12 protein-coding genes and 1 pseudogene are annotated in these 23088 nt (G+C 41.0%); 9 read left to right on the forward strand and 4 right to left on the reverse strand.

Annotated features, from left to right (window positions below; translation table 11 throughout):
• Positions 1–259 precede the first annotated feature (259 nt).
• Entirely contained in the window at positions 260–5746 is a 5487-nt protein-coding gene (locus tag Q0954_RS21020; RefSeq protein WP_299459964.1) for a PAS domain S-box protein, read from the forward strand.
• Between the two features lie 324 nt (positions 5747–6070).
• On the opposite strand, the gene Q0954_RS21025 is transcribed toward Q0954_RS21020, so the two are convergent.
• Both Q0954_RS21025 and Q0954_RS21030 read right to left on the reverse strand, forming a co-directional pair.
• Positions 6071–6475, reverse strand: coding sequence for a T9SS type A sorting domain-containing protein (locus Q0954_RS21025; RefSeq protein ID WP_299459967.1), 405 nt, complete (start codon positions 6473–6475; stop codon positions 6071–6073).
• Positions 6476–6968: 493 nt separating this feature from the next.
• Complete coding sequence (locus Q0954_RS21030; protein ID WP_299459970.1) at positions 6969–7418, reverse strand: type I restriction enzyme HsdR N-terminal domain-containing protein; 450 nt, start codon at positions 7416–7418, stop codon at positions 6969–6971.
• A gap of 402 nt (positions 7419–7820) precedes the next feature.
• On the opposite strand from Q0954_RS21030, the gene Q0954_RS21035 reads away from it, so the two are divergent.
• Positions 7821–8663, forward strand: a complete 843-nt coding sequence (locus Q0954_RS21035; protein WP_299459973.1) for an SDR family oxidoreductase — start codon at positions 7821–7823, stop codon at positions 8661–8663.
• Between the two features lie 89 nt (positions 8664–8752).
• Here the strand turns inward: Q0954_RS21035 and Q0954_RS21040 are convergent, their stop codons facing one another.
• Positions 8753–9679, reverse strand: coding sequence for a radical SAM protein (locus Q0954_RS21040; protein ID WP_299459976.1), 927 nt, complete (start codon positions 9677–9679; stop codon positions 8753–8755).
• A 335-nt stretch (positions 9680–10014) separates the two neighbouring features.
• On the reverse strand, positions 10015–11565 hold the full coding sequence (locus Q0954_RS21045; protein WP_299459979.1) for a hypothetical protein: 1551 nt from the start codon (positions 11563–11565) through the stop codon (positions 10015–10017).
• Positions 11566–11748: 183 nt separating this feature from the next.
• Here Q0954_RS21045 and Q0954_RS21050 point away from each other — a divergent pair, with 183 nt between their 5' ends.
• The 7 genes and pseudogenes from Q0954_RS21050 to Q0954_RS21080 all read left to right on the forward strand — a co-directional run bounded on the left by Q0954_RS21050 (position 11749) and on the right by Q0954_RS21080 (position 23054).
• Positions 11749–13413, forward strand: a complete 1665-nt coding sequence (locus tag Q0954_RS21050) for a leucine-rich repeat domain-containing protein (RefSeq protein WP_299459982.1) — start codon at positions 11749–11751, stop codon at positions 13411–13413.
• A gap of 481 nt (positions 13414–13894) precedes the next feature.
• Positions 13895–15604 (forward strand): single-stranded-DNA-specific exonuclease RecJ, encoded by a 1710-nt coding sequence (recJ, locus tag Q0954_RS21055; RefSeq protein ID WP_299459985.1) that lies wholly within the window; start codon positions 13895–13897, stop codon positions 15602–15604.
• Positions 15605–15775: 171 nt separating this feature from the next.
• Positions 15776–16501 (forward strand): annotated as a pseudogene (lptB, locus tag Q0954_RS21060) (LPS export ABC transporter ATP-binding protein); the annotation flags it as partial.
• A 614-nt stretch (positions 16502–17115) separates the two neighbouring features.
• A complete protein-coding gene (locus tag Q0954_RS21065) occupies positions 17116–18630 on the forward strand; it encodes a GH3 auxin-responsive promoter family protein (RefSeq protein ID WP_299459988.1) in 1515 nt (504 codons plus the stop codon).
• Between the two features lie 100 nt (positions 18631–18730).
• On the forward strand, positions 18731–19720 hold the full coding sequence (locus Q0954_RS21070; protein ID WP_299459990.1) for a MoxR family ATPase: 990 nt from the start codon (positions 18731–18733) through the stop codon (positions 19718–19720).
• Between the two features lie 66 nt (positions 19721–19786).
• Complete coding sequence (locus tag Q0954_RS21075) at positions 19787–20611, forward strand: MBL fold metallo-hydrolase (protein WP_299459993.1); 825 nt, start codon at positions 19787–19789, stop codon at positions 20609–20611.
• Positions 20612–20867: 256 nt separating this feature from the next.
• Positions 20868–23054: a tetratricopeptide repeat protein gene (locus tag Q0954_RS21080; RefSeq protein ID WP_299459995.1), complete on the forward strand. Its 2187-nt coding sequence runs from the start codon at positions 20868–20870 to the stop codon at positions 23052–23054.
• Positions 23055–23088 lie beyond the last annotated feature (34 nt).

Here is a 23088-nt window from a genome sequence, read left to right on the forward strand (position 1 = left end):
GCTTGTTTAAAATTAGCCAAAAGGCAGAGCTCGCCTTCGGCTCGGTTCATTGATTAGGTCTTTTACGCGACTTTTATGATTATATATTGTCAAATTTATCAGCAATAGCGTGGCTATTCCTTCAAAATTTGACGCATCTAATCCAAAAATTCATCATAAAACCTCCTGTAAACGAAAATTTAAACAAGCTCTTACTATGCTCAATACCACAGACAATATAGCAAATAAATAATTCAATAATCATTATATAAACTCAGTAATGTCAGTAAATAATCATTTACACACAGACACGATATTAAACGCTCTCACTACTACGCCTGTGATAGTAACTGATACCCAGGGAACCGTGCTGTTCTTTAACAAAGGAGCCGAAAATAAACTGGGGTATACATACAGCGAAGTAGTGAACAAGCTTAATTTTACTCATTTTTTGCTGGATTTTGAAGTATTGGATTTGGCAGAAAACAATCTCGCTCAACCAAGCCCCACAACATTATTTGCTATTCTGGAAAACAAAGTGGCTCAGGCTTCTCCTTGTATTGAACAATTGACTGTGTCTACCAAAGATGAAAAACTATGGAAATGCCAGCTTATACTAAATAAAGAAGCACACGGCAACTATGTGGCAATGTTGCACGACATGACCCAAATAAAGGCACGCAAAGATGACCTTATAATTCACCATAATTTTTTGAAAGGGGTGCTGCAAACTACTCCTGACCTGATTTATGTATATGATATACGCGAAGAGTCGCTGGTGTATAGCAACCGTATTTATGACAATAAGTTTGCCCTTGATCAAGCACCCTTTTTGCCTTTAGATCAGCTCAAATCAGTGATCCACCCTGACGATCTCTCTCGGCTCATTGCTTATCGCCAGGGGCTTGTATCGCTCAAAAAGGGTGAAATAGACTTTGTAGAGTACCGGATTAAAACCAAAGAAGGTAGCTATGCCTGGCTACTGGCCAAAGATGTAGTGTTTACTCAGGAAGCATCGGGTGAGGTAACTCAGGTATTGGGGCTTGCCCGTGATATTACCGAAATCAAAGAAGCCAATCAAAAACTATTGCAAAGTGAGGCACTTTATCGAGCAGTGATTAATACACAGCAAGAGATTCTCTGCAGGTTTTTACCCGATACTACCCTTACTTTTGTCAATGAAGCATACTGTCAGTTTTTTAACAAAACGGCTGACGACCTCATCAATACTCCGTTTCTGGAAATGGTGCCCTCCGAAAACCACGCGTCAGTAAAGAAACGACTCAAAAAAATTGCTAAAGAGAAACGCCCCATTACCCAGGAGTATAAAGTAATGGTAGAAGACCAAACCGAAGACATCTGGTTGCGCTGGACGGATTACCCTATTTTTGATGATAAGGGTCAACTGGTGGAGTTCCAGTCGGTAGGGCTTGAAATTACTGACCGAAAAAGGGTGGAAATTGAACTTCAGGAGCAAAAACAAATGCTGGAAAGTATTCTAAATACGCTGCCCATTCACGTATTTATCAAAGATGAAAAAGGCAAGTTGTTGTTTGTGAACCAAACAATGCTGGATTTTTTGCGAAAAAAACCTGAACAATTAATTGGCAAAACTGATGCGGAGATATTTCCTTCTAAAGTGGCGAATAAGTTTTTTGATGATGATGAACTATTGAAAAAAGGCGACTTGCCTGATAATTGGGAGGAAGAGATAGAGGTAGACAATCATCGTCACTTTTTCAGAACAGGTAAATGTTTGATTCCACTGCCCATGCAAAACACCCATTATCTGCTGGGCTATTCATTTGAAATTACGCCCCTCAAAGAAACACAACTGCAATTACATGAAAGCGAAGCCAAGTATCGCCTGATTGCCAACAATACCAATGACCTGATTTGCCTGCATACTTACGAGGGGTTGTTTTCTTACATATCGCCTTCTATAGAGGGGTTAACTGGATATAAAGACGGGGAAATGATGCATCAAAAGGTGATTGAATGGATATACGAAGAAGACCAGGCAGGTGTGATAAGTGTATGGCACGAAGTACTCAAAAGCCGTGCTTTACAGATTTTGGAGTATAGGTTTAAACATAAAAATGGAGAGTTGGTATGGTTAGAAACCCACCTGTTTCCGGTATATGACGACGCAGGCAAGCTAAAGCATGTACAGGGCAATACCCGCAACATTACCGAGCGAAAACAGTCGGAGTTTACTCTCAAGCAAACCCGTGATTATTTGATTGAAGTACTCGATCATATACCAGACCCGGTGTTTGTAAAAAACGAAAGGTATGAGTTTATTTCGGTCAATGAAGCCTACTGCGAATTGGTGGGCAAACCCCGCGAACAGGTATTGTTCAAGACCGATTATGATATATTTGCTTCTGAAGATGCTCATACGCTCAGAGAAAAAGACAGTCAAGTATTTAGCACCGGAAACACCGCTGAGTATCAACGGGTAATTACCAACCTCAATGGTGAAAAAAGGCACATCCTGGTAAAAATCGATATTTTTAGAGACGATAAAAACCAAAAAGTACTGGTGGGGGTGATCAGAGACATTACCCAACAAAAAACAGCCGAAGAACGGCTCGCCAATAATGAACGAAGCCTAAAGGCTATTCTCACGTCTTTTAATGACATTGTTTTTGAGATTAATCAAAACCTGATTTTCACCAATTTTTGGGGCGATAAAGACAAGTTGTTTTTTGACGATCAAGACTTTTTGGGCAAAAAGGTAACCAAGGTGATGGACGACCCTATGCGTAGTTATTTTGCCAGTTCGCTTAGGCATGTACTCGACAATAAAACCTCCAAAATTATTGAATATCCCTCGGTACAAAATGGTGTAAAGTCGTGGTATTCGTGCACTATCAACTACCTACCCGAAACCTCGGAACGCCAGGCAGGGGTGTCGGTATTGGTAACCGATGTTACGTCACACAAAACCGCCCAGCGACGCCTCCGTCAAAGTGAAGAACAGCTTCAGGATTTTCTGGACAATGCCTCTATCCTTATCCAAAGCGTAGATCTCGAAGGAACCATTCATTATGTAAATAAGTATTGGTGTAAGAAGTTGGGCTACTCTAAAGCTGAGGCGTTGCGTACTAACCTGATAGATTTGGTGGTATCCGAAGAACAAGAGGATTACCGGGCGTTGTTGCAACAACTCAAAACTGAAGGAGAAGCTCAGCAAATTAGTACACGTTTGGTTACCAAAGATGGTAAAACCCTTATGCTAGAGGGTAGTATCAACATACGCAAAGACGGTAAACCCTTGCTTACGCGTAGTTTTTTGCAGGATGTGACCGAACGCAACCAAGCCGAAAGAGCCATTTTAGAACAAAACCGCTTGTTTGAGGCATTTTTAGAAAACTCTCCTATTGGTATTCAAATTTACGACAAACAAGGGTTTTCGCTGCAAATGAATGACGCCCAAAAACGGATTTTAGGGTTAGATAGCAAAGAAACTCCCAAGTTCAATATTTTACAAGACGAGCGTTCGCAAGAGGCAGGGTTAGACTTTTTTTATAAAGCCGCTTATGGGGGCGAAAGTATATTTTTACCTCGTCTGGAAACCGAACTTGTAATGAAAGAAGAGGAAGGCAAGGCGATTCAAAAAGAAGTATGTCTTAATCTGATTATCTTTCCAATCAAAAACGATTACAATGAGGTAGAGGGAGTGGTTACTTTTACCCAGGATGTATCAGAGCAATTTACCATAGAACAAGAGCTCAACGAAAGCAGGTATTTTATCAAAAGTATTGCAGATGCCATTCCTAACGATGTGTATGTGTATGACCTTGAAAAAGAAAGGTATGTATATACCAATACGCAGTATTTCAAGCATTCGGGTTTTACGATCAAAGAGGTAGACCGGGGTGGTTTGGAAAGGATATGGGACATGATTCATCCAAATGACCTACCAGAGATCAAGGCTATATTTGAAGAGGTATACAAAGGTGGTGAAGATATGTATGAAATGAGCTACCGCCTTGCTTGCAACTTAAACAATAAAAAAGGCAAAACTCACCAATCGCTCGACCCTACCCAACTACATCAGGAGGGGCAAAAATATGTATGGGTATATGATCGTTTGGTCCCTTTTAAGATCAACGTAGAGGGCAGGGTAACTCAGATTCTGGGCGTAGTGCAAAATATTACCGATAGTAAAAACTTTGAAGAAGAACTTATTCAAGCAAAACAAGACGCTGAAAAAGCGCTTCAGGCAAAAGAACAGTTTTTGTCAACGATGAGCCACGAAATACGCACTCCTATGAATGCTGTGATAGGAATTACGCATTTGTTGCTGGAGGAAGACCATAAACCCGAACAACTGGAAAACCTGAAAACACTGAAGTTTTCGGCGGAGAATTTATTGGCGCTGATCAACGATATACTGGATTATAACAAAATAGAAGCTGGTAAAATTAGTTTCGAGCGGGTAGATTTTAACCTAAGAGAGTTTATCAACAATATCAAACACGCTTTTAACTATCAGGCAGCTGAAAAAGGCATTGAGCTAGAGTTTTATGTAGAGCGCGACGTACCCAACTTGTTGATTGGTGACCCAGTAAGACTCAACCAAATATTGACCAACTTATTGGGCAATGCCATCAAGTTTACTGACAAGGGTTTTGTTGTGGTAAAGGTGCAGCTTCAAGAAACATTGCCCGACAAACAAAATATGCCACATCAAGAAGTTTCCTTATTGTTTAGTGTCAAAGATTCGGGCATTGGCATTGCCCCCGATAAACAATCTACCATATTTGAGCGGTTTACTCAAGCCGATTCAGACACTACCCGCCGCTTTGGTGGTACTGGGTTGGGCTTATCTATTACTAAGTACCTTATAGAGCACCAAGGAGGAGAAATAGGGTTGCACAGCGAACTGGGCAAAGGCTCAGAGTTTTATTTTTTCCTCAATTTTCAGGTAAGTAAACTCAAGCACCTCAATGGGATTATTTCTGAAAATCAAAGCAATGCCTCTTCTAACCTGGGCAATGTAGTGCTGTTGTTGGTAGAAGACCGCAAGATTAACCGAATGGTTGCTTCTAAGTTTTTGCGTCGTTGGGGGGTAGAGGTAGACTTTGCCTATAATGGCGAAGAAGCAGTGAAAAAAGTACAAACCCGTCAATACGATATTATCTTAATGGACTTATTGATGCCCAAAATGGATGGATTTGCTGCAGCAAGAAAAATCAGAAACCTGACGAACTACCAAGACACTCCCATTATTGCATTGTCGGCCTCTACCTTGAGCCAGGAACGGGAAAAAGCTTTTGCGGTGCAAATGAACGATTTTGTATCAAAACCCTTCAACCCCAATGAGTTGTACCATAAAATTATTAAATATGTAAATAAATCATCGGCAAATTTACTGAGTGATCAAAACATTCAAACCCCTGAAGGGCATACTATGGACACAGAAAGTTATTATAACCTAAGCAATGTAGATGATATTTGTCAGGATGATCAAGAAATGCGCCTTGAACTCATCCGCACTTTTGTAGACGAGCTTACTCCAGCTATCAATAACTTTACGCAGGCAGCCCTTGCTTACAACCCTGAGCCAATGAAGGTAGTTGTACACAACCTTAAATCGTCAAGTGTGTTGTTTGGCACTGAAAAACTGCTCGGCACTCTGACCGAGGTAAGAGAGCTTTCGCTAAACAATGCCAGTCAGAACAAAATGATTCCTTTGATTGATCAAATTAACCGGATGGTGCTGCATATTGTGGATGGTCTCAAGCAAGAAATCTGATTTTTTTTAAGTAAGCCTACAAAACTCACCTAACCATAACACGAAGCTCAAGCGTTGCGTGGTTCCCCCCTTTGGCAAGCGTACTTCTCCAAAGACTGTACCCTGTAACAGGCTACTACAGCCTAAGTTCTGACAGGTATCGAAATTCAAAAAATGAACTCTGTTTACTGTGCCAAATGCTCGCTTCGTCTAAAAGTACCTTAAGAAGAAAACCTCCCCCCCCCCTTCTAAATCGGTCGCTTACTTTCTCAACATACCTAAAAAAGGCCACCCAAACAATGAGTGACCTTTTTGCTTTATTGATTTGTCTGTTACTACTCTGTTTTACTCTTTAATTAGTTTTTTCGTGATGGTGTTGCCGTTGCTCTGTACTCTTACAAAGTAAGTACCTGCGGGTAAACTTCTAATATCTATTTTGGTGCTTCCTTTCCCTGCACTCTTGATCAATTTACCATAAGTAGTAAAAATCATGGCACGATCAAACGTTTCTTTGCCTCCCGAAGACCGCACATTTAAAGTATGATGAGCCGGGTTGGGAAAAATCACCACGGAATTTTTATTGCTCAATGCCTTAGTAGATTTTCGAGCATTGTTTACAAAATGATCATTGAGCTGCTTTACAGCATTCAAGCTACTGTTTTTGGTTGTAGTTGTATTTGTTTGTTGTGCCCAGACACTAAAGCTAAATACAAAAGTGAACATGGCACTTAATAAAAGCTTACTTCTCATTGTATAATACAAGTTTAGATGATTAATAATTATTGTTGTTATTAAGGTATTAAATCATCGTTAGCAGGACATACTGTTTTTTAAAAGCTGAGCGAGTATAAAAGTTTAGAAATGGAGGGCAAAAAAACCGTGGTTACAAAAAGTATACACGGTAGACAACGAGGAGACACCTAGGTAAACACCTGTATTTACAGGGCTAGTAAACACTTGGTAAAACACTAAAAAACAAACACTTACACATCAACCTATAAAAACAAAAAGTAAACATGAGGGGGTATAAAAAATGTGTTATTTTTTCAGAAAAACATTTCACCCTCTGTACAAGTAGCCCAAAAAACTTCCTAAATAACAAAAGCGCATATAGCAAAAAAGGTCAAAATTCCTGGCATACACCTTTTGGCAAGCACTGATTTATTCACCATTTGATACCATAAACAGGAATGTTTTTTACTTGAAATATTTTACTTTTTTCGTTTTAGGAATGGTGTAAAAATCAAACTACAGGAAAATTAGGGATGTTTGGTATCAACTCATACTGTTTTGCCTCGTGGTGGGTAGCATACACCAAATAATGATGACCATTGGTAATCATTATATGTTGTGCCTTCAGCACATGATTATACGCTGATACTTGCTCAAGGGTATCTTGTCCAATTTTGATATGCATGGCTTTACATTCTATCAGCAAAAACACTTGTCCTTCACGATCATACACCAACACGTCAGAACGCTTTTGACGTTTGTCATACTTTAGCCCGGTTTCTACCTTAATCAACGACTTGGGATAACCAAGGTAATTGATCAGGTAATGAATCAGGTTTTGGCGTACCCACTCTTCTGGAGTCAAGAAAATGTGCTTCTTTCGCAGAATATCAAAAATCCATAGTTTGTCATCTCGTTTTTTTACCTGATGATCAAACTCAGGCATCTGGAGTTCTTGCATATATTTGTTAGTTTTAGAGTTGTTTAAAATTCATTAATCAGATTCCCGAATCAAGTTCGGCTCGCAGCTCCGAGCTTGTTCTCGGAGGACTGTGAGCTTTTACGAGATTTTCCTGATTATATATATATTGTCTAATCCGAAAACTCATCATAAAATCTCAGATGACCAAAAATTTAAACAAGCTCTTAGACCAAAATAAAAGGCAAATGTAGAAACACTTTTACAATAGCTACCAATTGATTTACAAAAAAACTATATGTAGCCCTGACTGATGTGATGAAGCGAACGATTGTCAAAAAAAGATAATGATTGAAAGAAAGTCTCCCAGGCTTTGTCTAAATTTGGCAAAAGCCAAGCTACTCCTTGCTCAAATAAATTATATATCAAAGAACATCATATTTCATGAAAACAATACTGATCACAGGCGCATCTACTGGCATAGGCTACGGTTGCGTCAAAGAGTTTCTCCAACGAGGCTATCAAGTATTAGGCAGTGTACGCAAACAAGCTGATGCCGATAAATTAAGCAGCGAGTTTGACGATCGCTTTATCCCTTTGTTGTTTGATGTAAGCAACCCTGAAGCTATACAGCAAGCCGTGCAGCAAGTAGAACAAATACTGGGCAATGAGCAAGGTTTGGCAGGTTTGATCAATAATGCAGGCATTGCCTTGGGTGGTCCGCTGGCACTACAACCTATGAGTGATATTCGACAACACTTTGAGGTCAATGTATTTGGGCTTATTCAGGTAACCCAAGCCTTTTTACCCTTGTTGGGTGCTCGTAAAAACCACCCTGTTGCTCCAGGTAGAATACTCAATATAAGCTCGGTAGGTGGTAAGGTTGGGGCACCTTTTATAGGCGCTTATGTTGCCACCAAACACGCCGTAGAAGGTTTGTCACAAAGTTGGCGGCGCGAATTGCTACTGTATGGTATAGATGTAATATTGATAGGTCCTGGCTCGGTAAAAACGCCCATTTGGGACAAAGGCATCAACCCTGCACCTTATGATGGTACTGATTACAAAACAGCTTTGCACGGTTTTGCCCAAATGGCACGCGATGGCGCCAACAAGGGTTTAACAGTGGAGTATTTGGGCAAGCGTATTGCTCGTATTTTTGAGAAACGCACACCCAAAACCCGCTATGCTATTGTACCACAAAAATTTAAAAACTGGACATTGCCCCGGCTTTTACCTGACCGCGTAATTGATGGTTTTTTTAAGAAACTGATAAAGAAGGGGTAAGTACTTTGTCCTGTGAGTAAACAATTGTACACATAAGTTTTCTGAACGTTCTATTGCAGGTTGTTATATCTTGATTTAGGAACAGAGTATTAATCTATTTGATGAACCGATGCTTTACAGTGCTGTTCAAAAAACTCGTCACACCACAAACACACGTTTTTAAGTGTTTGCGTCCGGGCTTTGGCGTGCGCTTCACTCACCCCCAAATGCTCGCCCATTTGCCACGGATTACCCTCATTGAGCTTTTGCCACATGGGCGATTGGGAAGCTTGCGCCAATGCTTGTGCTACTTTTTGGTGCCGGGCATCACCCAACGCTTTTTTAGTACCAGGACAACAAGGGTTGATTTGCCACAACTGAATAGAAATCTCTTGAGGAATATCATCGTACCCTCCTAAAAAATTGCGGGCACCCGAAAGTATCGTACAAAAATTATGTGCAGGGTCTTTTTTCCACACTCCTTTTTGCATAGCCCTGCCTCGCGCCCAATTGCCCCCTAGCCACATGTCGTCGGTTGCTCCCCAATACCCCCAACTTAGTGGGTGCCCGTGCAAATAATTGTCTTTGTCTACCAATGGGTCTTTATCATCGCCGTTTACCCCACGCGACTCAAACATATCGGCAAGCTCCATTAATCTTGCACCTGCATTTTTATGAAAACGATCAATACTGGCAATGTCAAAGCGAGTTACCCCTTTGGCAATCAGCGTATCTAAAATGTCTTCGGTCAACAAGTCGCCATTGGTTTGTAGCATGAGTTGGGTATGGGCAGGGTAACGCTGCTTAAGACGGTCAAGAATAGCGTACAGCTTTTGCCTTTCGGCCAATGGTTCTCCTCCTGATAAAATGATTCGGTCTATTTTGGGCGGTAAGTTTTCAATGATTTGCATACACTCTTCCTCACTCATTTTTGCCCCTTTAGGTCCCGATAAGTTATAACAATGAGCGCATTGGTCGTTGCACAATTGAGTAAATACCCAGTAAACCGATTCTATATGTTCAAAGCTTGTTTTCATATTTTTTATTTGCCAAATCTATCCATCAAAAGTGTGACCATAAGTAAAACTACCAACACCAAGAAATCACTAACAGTTCCAAACTTACAAAGTAACACAACACCCCCTAAAAACAGGCAAACCTAGTGCTTTGGGAACTAAGTAGTTTATACACTATTTCGAGTTTATTTTGGTGGCTGTCAAACCTCCAAAAAACGAGCATAGCCTAAGCTACGTGAGTTTTTTTAGGTGAAGTCAGCAGGCAAAAGAAGCCGAAATATGTGAAAGAAATTTAGTACCCAGAGCACTAGTCAGGTGTTTGCCTGTTTTGCCAAACAACTCAACGATGATAACGCTTACCTCCGCACATAAATCTTATATTGGTAAGTAATGGTCTTCTTCTCCCCTTTTTTCAGTTTCACCTCCCAGTCGAGGTCATGGCTCATGTTAATATTGTTATACACACTGAATTTTTTGTTGGTCTTCCATTTGGTGTTACATTTAATTGGTTCACCTGTAATGGTACGGCACACGCTCAACTTAATGTCTTTGTTATGATAGTTTTTAATATCAATTTTACTCTCTACAGTAAGCAAGTCATAAGTATAGCGGTCTTTACGGGTTTTTTTCTCTTCGCGTGACACCTCGCGCTCTGCCGATTTCACATTGATATTGGGCGAAATAGTCATTTTAAGTTTGGTTTTGCTACCCGGTGGAGTATAGTTGAGTTTGTCTTGGCTCAAGGGCTTGGCTACACCACTTATTTCCTTGGTAATCAGCACTGTGCCTGTAGTCCAGGGGTAAGAGGTTTTATTTTGCAAACGAATAGAGTGCCACACCTTCCCTATGCTTTGGTCACTTTGGGCATACGACTTAGAGTAGCTAGAGCGGCTGCTACTATTGGCATTGAGCGATACTTCATAAATATCTTCATAGTCTACGTTTGCCTTAAATATTTCATAAAAAGCCCGGTCGCCTTTTTTGAGGGTAATGTTAGAAGTATTGTAAAAGTAAAGATCTTCGGCACTTTGCCCTTTGAGCCCTCGTATACCACTCATGTTGCCATTAAACGCTCGGGGAGTAAAATTGGACAAACGTTGCGTAGTAATATCGGCTCGGTTGCGGAGCCTCGAACTAGACCTATTACTGTTGCGATTGAGGCGGCTGATAAAGTCACTGACCCGTTGGGTAGAAGCTACCGGAGACTGTAGGTAATCGTAGGCAAAATTGGGCACTCCTACCACAAAGTTGATGCTGGCATTTTTTAAGTCCTCAACATCGTTCATTAGATTGGCTTTGAGGGTAATCACTGCTTTTTTATTCTCGCGCAATGCCACTGCATAATTGGGCACCCAACTAATGCCTTTTTGCAGGTACATCATCTCAAAGGTTTGACTGGCATTAGCTTTGGCAAAGTCAATCTTAAGCACCCGTTTTTTTTGTTTTTGGGTATATTCAGCCGCAGGTGCCTGGCTAAACACCACCATTTCTACATTGCCTGGGGCAAAAGTCATCCATTTGCCCCCAGTGCTAAACACCACCATGTTGCCATCCAGCCGTTGTACTACTCCAGTATAAGTTTTATTATTACTCAACGTAAGCGTAAGCATTTTGCCCTGGTTAGCCCTGAGCACATCCATCTTATTTTTTACCTTTTGCTTTTTACGTACGCTTTCCATATAGCTACGTGTACCTTTGATGGTGTTGTTGTCAGCAGTAAACCACAATGTGCCAAAAGTAGCAGCAGGCACTTTATCAAGCAAATAATACCCCTTACTGGCATTTACCTGCATTTTGTTCACAAAAAAAGCTGAGCCATTTTTAAATACGGCTACATTTTGCTGGGCTTGCGTTGCCAGCGCCACCAGCAAAGCCAGTGTGGTAATGAATAATGTGTTTTTTTTCATAATAAATTTTTGTTAGTTTTTGATTTTTCTTTTTAAAAACCCTGTTAAAGGCTGGGCTATCTACTATAATTTACAATAAGTTTTGGGATGTACAATTGTGATAACCAATTAATTGTCTAAACCCCCAACCTGCTGTATATTTGAAGGCTATATGCTGGTATTAATAATAATGGATAAAACAATATGAGTAAAATTGCTCAGCAACTGATTGACATAAACTTGCTTACCAAAGCTCCTGAGCTCGACTTGGGGTATTGTGGGCTTGACGGTACTGAAGATGAACTATTTGCGCAACTGGCAGAAGCTGACCACTTGAAAACATTGATTTTGTCGGATGACTATTCAATGTATGATGAATCAAGTGGTAAATTTTTGGTAGTCCATAATAACCACAAGGGTATGTCTACCCGCATCAAACAAATACCTAATCAATTGCCTCCATCGCTGCAATCTTTGTTTCTAGGTAAATTTATGATAGAAGATGCAGATGATGTATTGGAGCCAAAAAATATTCAAACCATTGCTCAACTCAAACATTTGCAGATATTACATCTATATGGCTATATATTAAATGACCTCTCCTTTTTGCACGGGCTACCCCAATTATTTGAGCTCAATATAAGTAGTTCATTAGTGGACACTTCCTTTTTTACCAGTGATTTTGCCCAAATAGAATTTTTGATAGCACGCGATTGTGGTTTGACAGACACTAATTTAACATTTTTGACATTGTTCAAAAACCTACGTCACCTTGACCTTTCGTGCAACCATATACAAGGTTTCGAGTCGTTTTTACATCTCTACCAGTTAACCTCGTTGCACTTGGCAAGCAATAGGTTTGCCCACTTGCACTTATTCCAGTGTTTGCCTCAATTAGAAAAGTTGTATATAGCAGATAATGACATAGAAGAGCTCAATGGTATTGAGCACTTAACTCGCCTCCGTGGGCTCGACCTTGATGGAAACTTGTTAGATGACCTTAGCCCAATTAAGCATTTTTATCACCTTGAGCTACTTTCGGTCAATGATAATTTGATAGATGATTTATCACCCATTGCTCACCTCACCAAGTTACAATACTTAAATCTAGGGCAGAATGAATACCTTGAGATTACCGCGCTCAAAAACCTAAAATCGTTGCAAGTACTTGGGCTTTATTCAGGGGCATTAGACACTGAAGATATTCTTTTTTTGAAGGATTTTAAACAACTCAAAAGACTTAACCTGGGAGATAATGATATTACCGACCTTGACATGTTTAAACACATGCCTCAACTAAAAATGCTCAACCTAAGTGACAATGAAATTGAAAATATTGACGATTTATGGGGGCTCACAAACCTACAATGGTTAAACATTAGTGATAACCAAGTGACCAATATTGATTGTCTAAATATGTTAGACAATTTGCGGTTTTTGATGATGAGTAACAACCACATTGAAAACATAGATAGCCTCAAGTATTTGCTTAAACTGAAGGTGCTTGACATTGGAGAGAATCATATAGAAGATATAAGCCCTTTGCTTAACTTGCCAGAGTTGGGAGTAATAAGGCTCAACCCTAAAAGTGTGCCCTATTTACCCATAGCTATTGTACTGGCTTTTTGTAGGGGTGAGCACGCCTACGATTATCAAAATGAGCCTGAACTGCCTGCAATACACGAAATTTACCCTTTGATGATGTCGACTGACAAAAGTCACCAAGCCCTGGCTGCTCAACTTATGGAAAAAAACCACTGGACACCCAAACAAATAGAGATGTATCAACAGACTATAGAGTTTTATGAAGAAAAGGTAATGAAAACAGATGATAACATCATGGAACTCTATTTTGCTAAGGAATGGTGAGAAATTAAATTACCATTCTTGAGGTAGAAGTTTTGTTTTGAGACGAGGCTATTTTTTGCGCCCATAGCAGCGCTACGGGCAATAAAAATAACGAAGTATCAAGGCGAAAGATCACCTCTCAGAGTGTAAATTTATTTTTGAACAATTCCTAAAAGAATATGAAAAGAATGATAATAAATAAGATCATAAACAAATACATCAACAAATCGACTTTGATGTAATTTTGGTATTTTTGGTAAAAATTTTTGATAAATTTATTCATTGAGTTAAGTCAATTATAAATGACATTTTTTTTAATACATAAATTTAAAACTTGTTTGGATTTCATCCTTTGGACCCCTTGCGCGACTTTGACTGTCAGGATGCGTTAAATTTATCGCAAAAGCTCTCAAAAACGAAATTCCAAATAAGCTCCTAAACCCGCTCTGACATACTAAGCCAACGGCATAACCGCTTTTGTTGCTATAAAAAATAACACAATATGCAAAAAAGATGGATTTTTAAAGAAACACCTGACCCTCAACTAGTCGACCAATTGGCAAGCTCTTTAGAGATAAGCGAGTCTATGGCAACCTTGTTGGTACAAAGGGGCATCAAAACTTTTGATGCAGCTAAAAATTTCTTCCGCCCTTCGTTAAAAAACCACCTGCATGATCCGTTTTTGATGCAAGATATGGAAAAGGCAGTAATCAGACTTGAAAAAGCCATTGAGCATAAGGAAAAAATGATGATTTATGGCGATTACGATGTAGATGGTACTACCTCGGTGGCTTTGGTATATGGCTTTTTACAAAATTATCATTCATTGCTCGACTACTACATCCCCGATCGTTACCTGGAGGGCTATGGTATCTCTAAAACTTCTATTGACTGGGCAAAAGAACAAGGCATTACCCTGGTAATTGCGCTTGACTGTGGTATTAAGTCAGTTGAACTGATGGATTACGCCAACGAGCAGGGCATTGATTATATTATATGCGACCACCACATGCCGGGTCAAGAGATTCCACGTGCCCACGCGGTGCTTGACCCCAAACGAAAAGACTGCACTTATCCTTTCAAAGAGTTGTCGGGATGTGGGGTGGGTTTCAAACTCATGCAGGCATATTGTTTACGCAACAACATTGACCTGGAAGAACTCTATCCTTTCCTTGATTTACTGGTCATTAGCATTGCCTGCGACATTGTGCCCATCATTGGCGAAAACCGGGTCATGGCTTTTTATGGCTTGCGCCAACTCAACCAAACCCAACGTACTGGCATAAAGGCGCTCATTGATGTAGCAAAGTTTAGTGATGATACCGTACTGGATATATCAAATGTAGTGTTTGGGTTAGGGCCCCGCATTAACGCTGCCGGACGTATTCAACACGCCAAAAAAGCAGTGATGTTGCTCGTATCGAATAACAAAAAAGAGGCAGACTATGTGGCGGAGTTAATCAATAAAGATAATTTACAGCGCCGCGACCTGGATTCCAGCATTACCGAAGAAGCTTTGTCTATGATAGCACAAAACCGGCTGGAAAAATCTAAAACAACCGTCTTGTTCAAAGAAAACTGGCACAAAGGGGTCATAGGTATTGTAGCATCGCGTTGCATAGAAAGTTACCACCGCCCCACCGTCATATTAACCCAACACAATGGCAAAGCCACTGGGTCGGCAAGGTCGGTACCAGGTTTTGACTTGTATGAGGCGATTGACGCTTGCGCTGATTTACTGGAACAATTTGGTGGACACACCCACGCTGCGGGGCTTACGCTTACACTGGATAAAATAGAACCTTTTCGGCAAAAGTTTGAAAACATTGTAGCCAAACAAATTGACGAGGAACAGCTGACCCCTTTGATTGAGATTGACGCAAAAATAGATCTGAAAGATATTACCGGAAAATTTTATCGTATCTTGCAGCAATTTGCCCCCTTTGGTCCGGCCAATATGCGCCCGGTGTTTGTAAGTGAGCATTTGTATGCTGATTACCCAAAGTTATTGAAAGAAAAACACGTGAAATTTCGTACTCGGCAAGAGGGCTCCGATGCTTTTTTTGATGCCATTGGTTTTGGCATGCCTGAACACTACGAACGCATTGCCAGTGGCGAACGTTTTGCCTTGTGTTACAACATAGACGAGAACCGTTACCGTGGACAAACATCGCTTCAGTTGAAGATCAAAGATATTAAGTTTTATGAATAATAAGCTTCATTTACACCTGACACATATTAAGAAGTTTTGGCGTACAAAAACAGCATTGGTTATCAGTAAATGAGCGATAAAAGCCAAGTCAGAGTAAAGCATAATGAATAAAACCAGTTGTTAATCAATGACTTGTGTTTATTTATAATTTAATCATTTGTAATTACTTCCATGAAATTAACCGCAGTAAATTTAGTAAAAAAATACAAGGGCAAAGCAGTAGTAAACAATGTGTCTATTGAAGTAAACCAAGGAGAAATTGTAGGCATGCTGGGACCCAATGGCGCCGGAAAAACTACTACCTTTTATATGGTAGTGGGTCTGGTAAAACCCAACACAGGTAAGGTGTTGTTGGGAGACGAGGACATTACTAAACTACCCGTGTATAAGCGTGCCCGCAAAGGCATTGGTTACCTGGCTCAGGACGAGTCGGTCTTTAGAGGACTGACGGTAGAGGAAAACATAAGGGCAGTACTACAAATGACCAAGCTCTCGGTAGCCCAACAACGCGAAAAGGTAGATGAGCTCATCGATGAATTTAACCTGCACAAAGTACGCAAAAGCCCTGGTAAGGTGCTATCGGGGGGAGAACGCAGGCGTACCGAAATTGCCCGAACCCTGGCTGTAGATCCAAAGTTTGTATTGCTCGACGAGCCCTTTGCTGGGGTAGATCCCTTGGCGGTAGAAGAAATCCAAAACATTATCTATCACCTAAAACACAAAAACATTGGTATTTTGATTACCGACCACAACGCTGATGCTATATTGTCTATTACCGACCGTTCTTATGTAATGTCGTTGGGTAAACGTTTTGCCGATGGTCCTCCCGAAGAGTTGGTGCAAAACCCTTTGGTAAAAGAGCATTATTTAGGGAAAAACTATGTGCTGGTACGCAAGTTTATCAAAGAAAATGTACAACTAGATGCCGAGCCGGGGCAAATTAACGCCAAATACAAAGACAAGGCACCTATTCCAGATGAGTACGTCAGTAAAGGCGACAAACCAGCCTTGAAAAAGCCCGAAATGATGGGTAAAAATGATCATATCCCCCCTCAACCGGAGAGTATCAACGCCAAAGATGAAGCAGCCGAAAGTCAGCCTCAAAACAACGACACAGACGATTCGGAAGAAAAAGTACAACCATAAACAAATAAAGTAACACAGCGTTTGAGCGTATTGCCAAAACAACCACAACTATCTCTTGGTTATAGAGTTTCTGTGGTTGTTTTTTTGTATCTTAAGCCAAGATATTTGTGCAGAAATAGCTGAACACTATCATAATTATGTCTAAATTTGCCAATCATTCGAAAGTAAATTTTATATTTGAGTGATACAATGGCAAAAAATGCCCAAAATCTATTTTTGGCAACAAGTCGTTTGTATGATGAGTTGTTGTACTGATGAAGGGAACTGCAAAAGGGCTATCTGAATCTCACTGCACGCTTTTGGCAACCACGGCGATTTAGACTGATTTTGTCATTTACCTGTAGAGTTCAATTTAAGTATATAATATGAGCATAGTCGATAATGTTATCAAATGGGGGTTGAAAAGGCGCTGGCCAAAGATCAAGCACTTTATGCAACATCCTGACGAAGTACAAAAACGTATGTTCACTAAACTAGTGGAGCTGGCAAAAAACACCGAATGGGGTAAAAAATACCATTATAAAGACATCCGAAGATTCGAACAGTTTCAAGAAAGAGTGCCCATTTCAAGCTACGAAGACTTATACCCCTATATTGAACGCATGCTCAAGGGCGAACAAAACGTATTATGGTCTTCTAAAATCAACTGGTTTGCCAAGTCATCGGGCACCACCAACGCCCGCAGTAAGTTTATACCTGTATCGCGCGAAACCCTCCAGAAATGTCATTTTAGAGGTGGGCGCGACATGCTCTCCTTAGTGGTAGTAAACAAACCTGATACACGTTTTTTCAGAGGCAAAGGCTTGTCGGTTGGAGGCTCTTTATCACCTAACCCTCATTGGCAAGGCACTTATTATGGCGATGTATCGGCAGTCATTATGCACCATATGCCACGCTGGGCACAATACCTGCGCGCACCAAGCTTAGAAACCGCTCTGATGCCCAATTGGGAAGAAAAAATAGAAGCCATGGCAGCCGAAGCCATTCCTTTGAACATTACCAGTGCCCTGGGAGTGCCCACCTGGACAATTGTCCTTTTCAAAAGAATTTTAGAAATTACCGGTGCCAAACACATCAAAGAGATTTGGCCGGACTTTGAGATATTTGTTCACGGGGCAGTCGCTTTCCAGCCCTATCGTGAGCTATTTGATAGCCTTGCTCCTGGCATTAGTTATATGGAAACTTATAATGCGTCGGAGGGTTTCTTTGGGCTACAGGACGACCTCAGCCGCGATGACATGCTGTTGATGCTCGATTATGACATGTTTTATGAGTTTATCCCTTTGTCGGAAATAGACAAAGAGCACCCACAAACTCTGACTCTAGACCAGGTAGAACTGGATAAAAACTACGCCATTATCATTTCTAATAGTTCGGGGCTGTGGCGCTACAAAATAGGCGATACCGTAAAATTTACCTCTTTGCACCCCTTTCGGGTAAAAATCACGGGGCGTACCAAGCACTTTATCAACGCCTTTGGCGAAGAAGTAATCATAGAAAACGCCGAAACCGCCATAACTGCTGCCTGCAATGCCACTGGCGCAGTCTTGAATAACTTTACGGCTGGCCCTATTTATCTGGGCACCAAAAGTAAAGGGGGGCACGAATGGATCATTGAGTTTGCCGAAAACCCTTCGAGCATGGATACCTTCTCGACCGTGCTTGACCAAACACTGAGAGAGATCAACTCTGACTATGACGCCAAAAGACATTTAGATATGGCATTGATAAAGCCAGTAGTGCATAATGTGCCCGAAGGTACATTTTACGAATGGCTCAAACAACGAGGTAAAATTGGTGGGCAAATAAAAGTGCCCCGCCTTGCCAACTCGCGCGTCTACCTTGACGAAATTCTTAACTTAGTAAACTCTCGTTTTTAAAAAGCTTACAACACCTGCCAGGTTTTAAAGCCTGGCAGGTGTTAAACTTCGGGAGATACAACAACTTTAGTTAGACACCTCAAACTTTAACCTACAAGAAGTGGAAGAAACTGACATAGACAAGAACTATCATCAAAAAATTAAGCAAGTATTTCAGGAAATAGGCAAAGTAGTAGTAGGACAAGACTATATGGTAAACCGCTTGTTGATTGGCTTATTTACCAATGGGCACATCTTGCTTGAAGGCGTACCTGGGCTTGCCAAAACCCTGACCATCAGCACACTATCAAAGGTTTTACAGCTTAAGTTCCAACGAATTCAATTTACCCCCGATTTGCTGCCTGCCGACTTGATAGGAACAATGATTTATAACCAGAAGGAGAGTGAATTTGAAGTAAAAAAAGGGCCTATTTTTGCCAACCTGATCCTTGCCGATGAGATCAACCGTGCCCCGGCAAAGGTACAATCTGCCTTGCTGGAGTCTATGCAGGAAAAACAAGTAACCATTGGCGAAACTACCTATTACCTGGATGCACCCTTTTTGGTACTTGCCACCCAAAACCCTGTAGAACACGAAGGTACTTACCCACTGCCCGAAGCCCAGGTAGACCGTTTTATGATGAAGGTATCTATAGACTACCTCAGCAAAGAACTAGAACTGGATATGATGCGCCGAATGTCTAACATGAGCTTTGCCGGACAAGTAGGCACCATTTTGAATAAATCAGATATTTTTGGCATCCGCGATGAAATCAACAAAGTTACCATTTCTTCTTCTTTAGAAAAATACATCATTGAGTTGGTGTTTGCCACCCGCCGCCCCAAAGACTACGGACTGGAAAAAGAAGCGGGTTATATTCAGTTTGGCGTATCGCCACGTGCTACCATCCACCTAAACCTTGCCGCCAAAGCATTGGCTTATATGGACGAACGCGATTATGTATTGCCCGAAGATATCAAAGAGATTGCCAACGATGTATTTAACCACCGTATTTCGCTCAATTATGAGGCTGAAGCCGATGGTATTAGCACCTCAGAGATAGTGGCAAATATTCTTAAGCAAGTGCCCATTACCAAAGAAGATGATTAGTTTTTTGATTTTTGAATGGTAAAGTTGTAAAATGATACATTTGCTATCTTTCAATTGCAGCACCAGATGAGTAAGGTAAAACATTTTGAACACCAGGAAGTAAAAGCTTTTAAGTTGGGGCACGCCTATTGGGGCAAACCCCTGATTTGGGTACATGTATATTGGCTCGATGGGCTACTCATTGACAGTGGACAAAGAAAAATGCAAAAGCATTTGCTGGCTTTGCTCAAAGATTTACCTGTGCAACAAATAGCCCTTACTCATCACCACGAAGATCACTCAGGCAATATCAAAGCATTGCAACAATATTATCAAGTGCCTGTATGGGCTGGCGACAAAACCCGTCAATTGGTGGCAAGTGGCTTTAAAATAAAGAATTACCAAAAGTTTGTATTTGGCAATATGCCCCCTACCGATCAACTCCTCCCCTTGCCCGACCAAATTACTACCGATAAATACCAACTGAGCCCCATTTTTACCCCAGGGCATGCTCAAGACCATTATGCTTTTTATGAAGCACAACAAGGTTGGCTTTTTTCGGGTGACTTGTACTTAGGAAAAATCAAATATATCAGGCAAGACGAAAACGTACCTCAAATGATTGCATCTATCAAAAAGGTGCTACAGTACGATTTCGATGTTTTGTTTTGTGCCCATCACCCCCGGCTTACCAATGGCAAACAACACATGCGCCATAAGCTCCAGTACCTTGAAGACCTCAGTGGTAAAATACATCAACTACACGCTCAAGGCAATGGCATTCAACAGATTATTAAAAAACTCCACCGCAAAGAAATACGTCTAGGCAAATTGATCACTTCTAACGACATAGGCGTTGACTATTTGGTACGCTCGATACTGAAAGACAAAGCACTGCATGAGCAAACTTAAACCCCTCACAGTAAAACCCAATCAATGACTATAGAACTCATTGACTCGTTTTTTGCTATAGCAAGCAAAAAGTAGTATTTTAAGCGCAACCCTCTGTAAAACTCAGTTTTTGTCCCTACCACTATGTGTAACTATCAACTTTGTTGCCCCTCACAACAAAATGTAGTGTTGTGTTTTTTTGAAGAAATGCCACCAACAGCATTCAGATTGGATAGCATAGGTTATTTTGGTAAAACTGCTCACTTAATGATGAAATATGGTTTATAACAAACCTCTGGTTCTGAAGGGTATATTACTCATTGCTTTTTGTGCTTTACCCTGCTTGTCTGCCTTTGCCTGGCAGCGCCCCGTAGACAAGTTGCTTGCCAAATTAGAAAAACACCCTGCCAACGACCGCAAAAAAGTGGACTTGCTGTGCAGTGTGGCTTATAATCACACTTCGCCCGAACAAGCCAAGGCTTACGCCCAAAAAGCCCTGAAGTTGGCCAAGCAACTCAATTACCCACGGGGCATTATCAAAGCTTATCGGTTCACTGGTTTGGCTTATATGTCGGCCCGTGATTTTAAAAAAGCACTTCATTATTACAACATTGCCCTGGAGACTGCCAAGGACGCTGGAGAACTAAAACAAATGGCAAGAATCTACCTGAATATAGGACTGATATACCGTTCACAAGCTGTGTATAATCAAGCCCTGGCCTATATGCTTAAGTCATTGAAGCTATCAGAAAAACTTGACGACCAAAGAGGCATAGCCTTTACCTGCAATAACATTGGAGTGGTATATAATACACAAAAAAACTATCCACTGGCACTGGAATATTACCAAAGAGCCTTGAAAATAAAGAGGACATTGGGCAACAAAAAAAGTACTGCCAATACAATTCATAACATTGGAACAGTATATGGAGCACAAGGCAAGTATGACATCGCCATGAAATACTCGCTTGAGGCTGCCCAGATAAAAAAAGAAGTAAAGCACGCAAGAGGGCTTGCCAACTCTTATGGGCAAATAGGAGAGTTATATTTAGCTCAAAACAAGTATGACCAGGCCATCGAATACTATACAGCATCTTTGGCTATAGACCAAGAGATAGGAGAAAAATACGGCATCACAGAAACGTCTATCAACCTGGGCATTGCATACACTAAGCTCAAACAATACGACAAAGCCAAAGATTGGCTACAAAAGGGTATGCAACTGGCACAAAAAATAAATGCCAGAGAGTTGGTACAAGATAGTTATCAAGGGTTGGCAAAATGGTTTCAAGCCCAGGGAAAGTTTGAGCAAGCAATACACTATCATCAAAAATATACGGCACTGAAAGACTCCTTATTTAACAGCCAAACATCGAAGCAAATCGCCAAAATGCAGGTGCTGTATGAAACAGAAAAAAAAGACTTGGAAAACAAGGCGTTGAAAGACGAACAAGCCCAGCAAAAAATGCTACTCAATGCTCAAAAGGCTACCATCAAGCAGCAAAGGATCATTACCCTGCTAGTAGTGATTGGTCTGCTGACCACTGCCCTGCTTGCTTTTGCCTTGTTTAGGCAGCGGCAACAAAAACAAAAAGCCAATAATTTACTCAAGCAAAAAAATGAAGAAATTTTCACCACCAACGAAATACTGGCAACAGTAAACCTCAACCTGGAAGCCAAAAATGAACACATTACGGCAAGCATTGACTACGCCCAACATATTCAACAAGCCATATTTCCGGCAGAAGGCAAACTCCAACAAGTGTTTGCCCATAGTTTTGTTTATTTTACGCCTTTAGAAATAGTGAGTGGTGATTTTTATTGGCTTGCTGAACTAAACACTGCCCAAACAAAAAGCTATGCTAAAAAAGTGCTGGCGGTAGTCGATTGTACCGGGCATGGAGTACCCGGAGCCTTTATGAGCCTGATAGCCACCGTGTTACTCAAAGAAGCCGTACTACTCAAGCATATTCACTCGCCCGAACTTATATTGAACGAACTGCACCGCAACATTCGCCAAACACTGAAACAAAAACAAAACTATAACCGCGACGGAATGGAAATAGCAGTGGTGGTAGTAGAGCCAGAAACCCACACTCTGGAGTTTGCGGGTGCCCGCCGTCCTCTGGTGTATGTACAAGACCAGCGTATGCATACAATTAAGGGCGACAGATTACCCATTGGAGGCGAACAACGCGAAAGTGAACGACGGTTTACCAAACACCTGTTGTACCTACACCGCCCACTTAGTTTTTATTTATTTTCGGATGGCTACCAAGACCAATTTGGAGGTGAACACGGCAAAAAAATGGGTTCGCAACGTTTGACCCAACTAATCGACGAAGTTCATCATTTGCCTATGGAGACTCAGCAAAAGTTAGTCGAACAAAAGTTTACGCAATGGAAGGGTAGCATGCCCCAAACCGATGATGTATTGGTATGTGGGGTAAAGTTGGGTGAGTGAAGTAAACTATTTTTAACCTGGAGATAAAATGTTA

The sequence above is a fragment of the uncultured Microscilla sp. genome, from assembly GCF_947493425.1.
Lineage (GTDB): Bacteria > Bacteroidota > Bacteroidia > Cytophagales > Microscillaceae > Microscilla.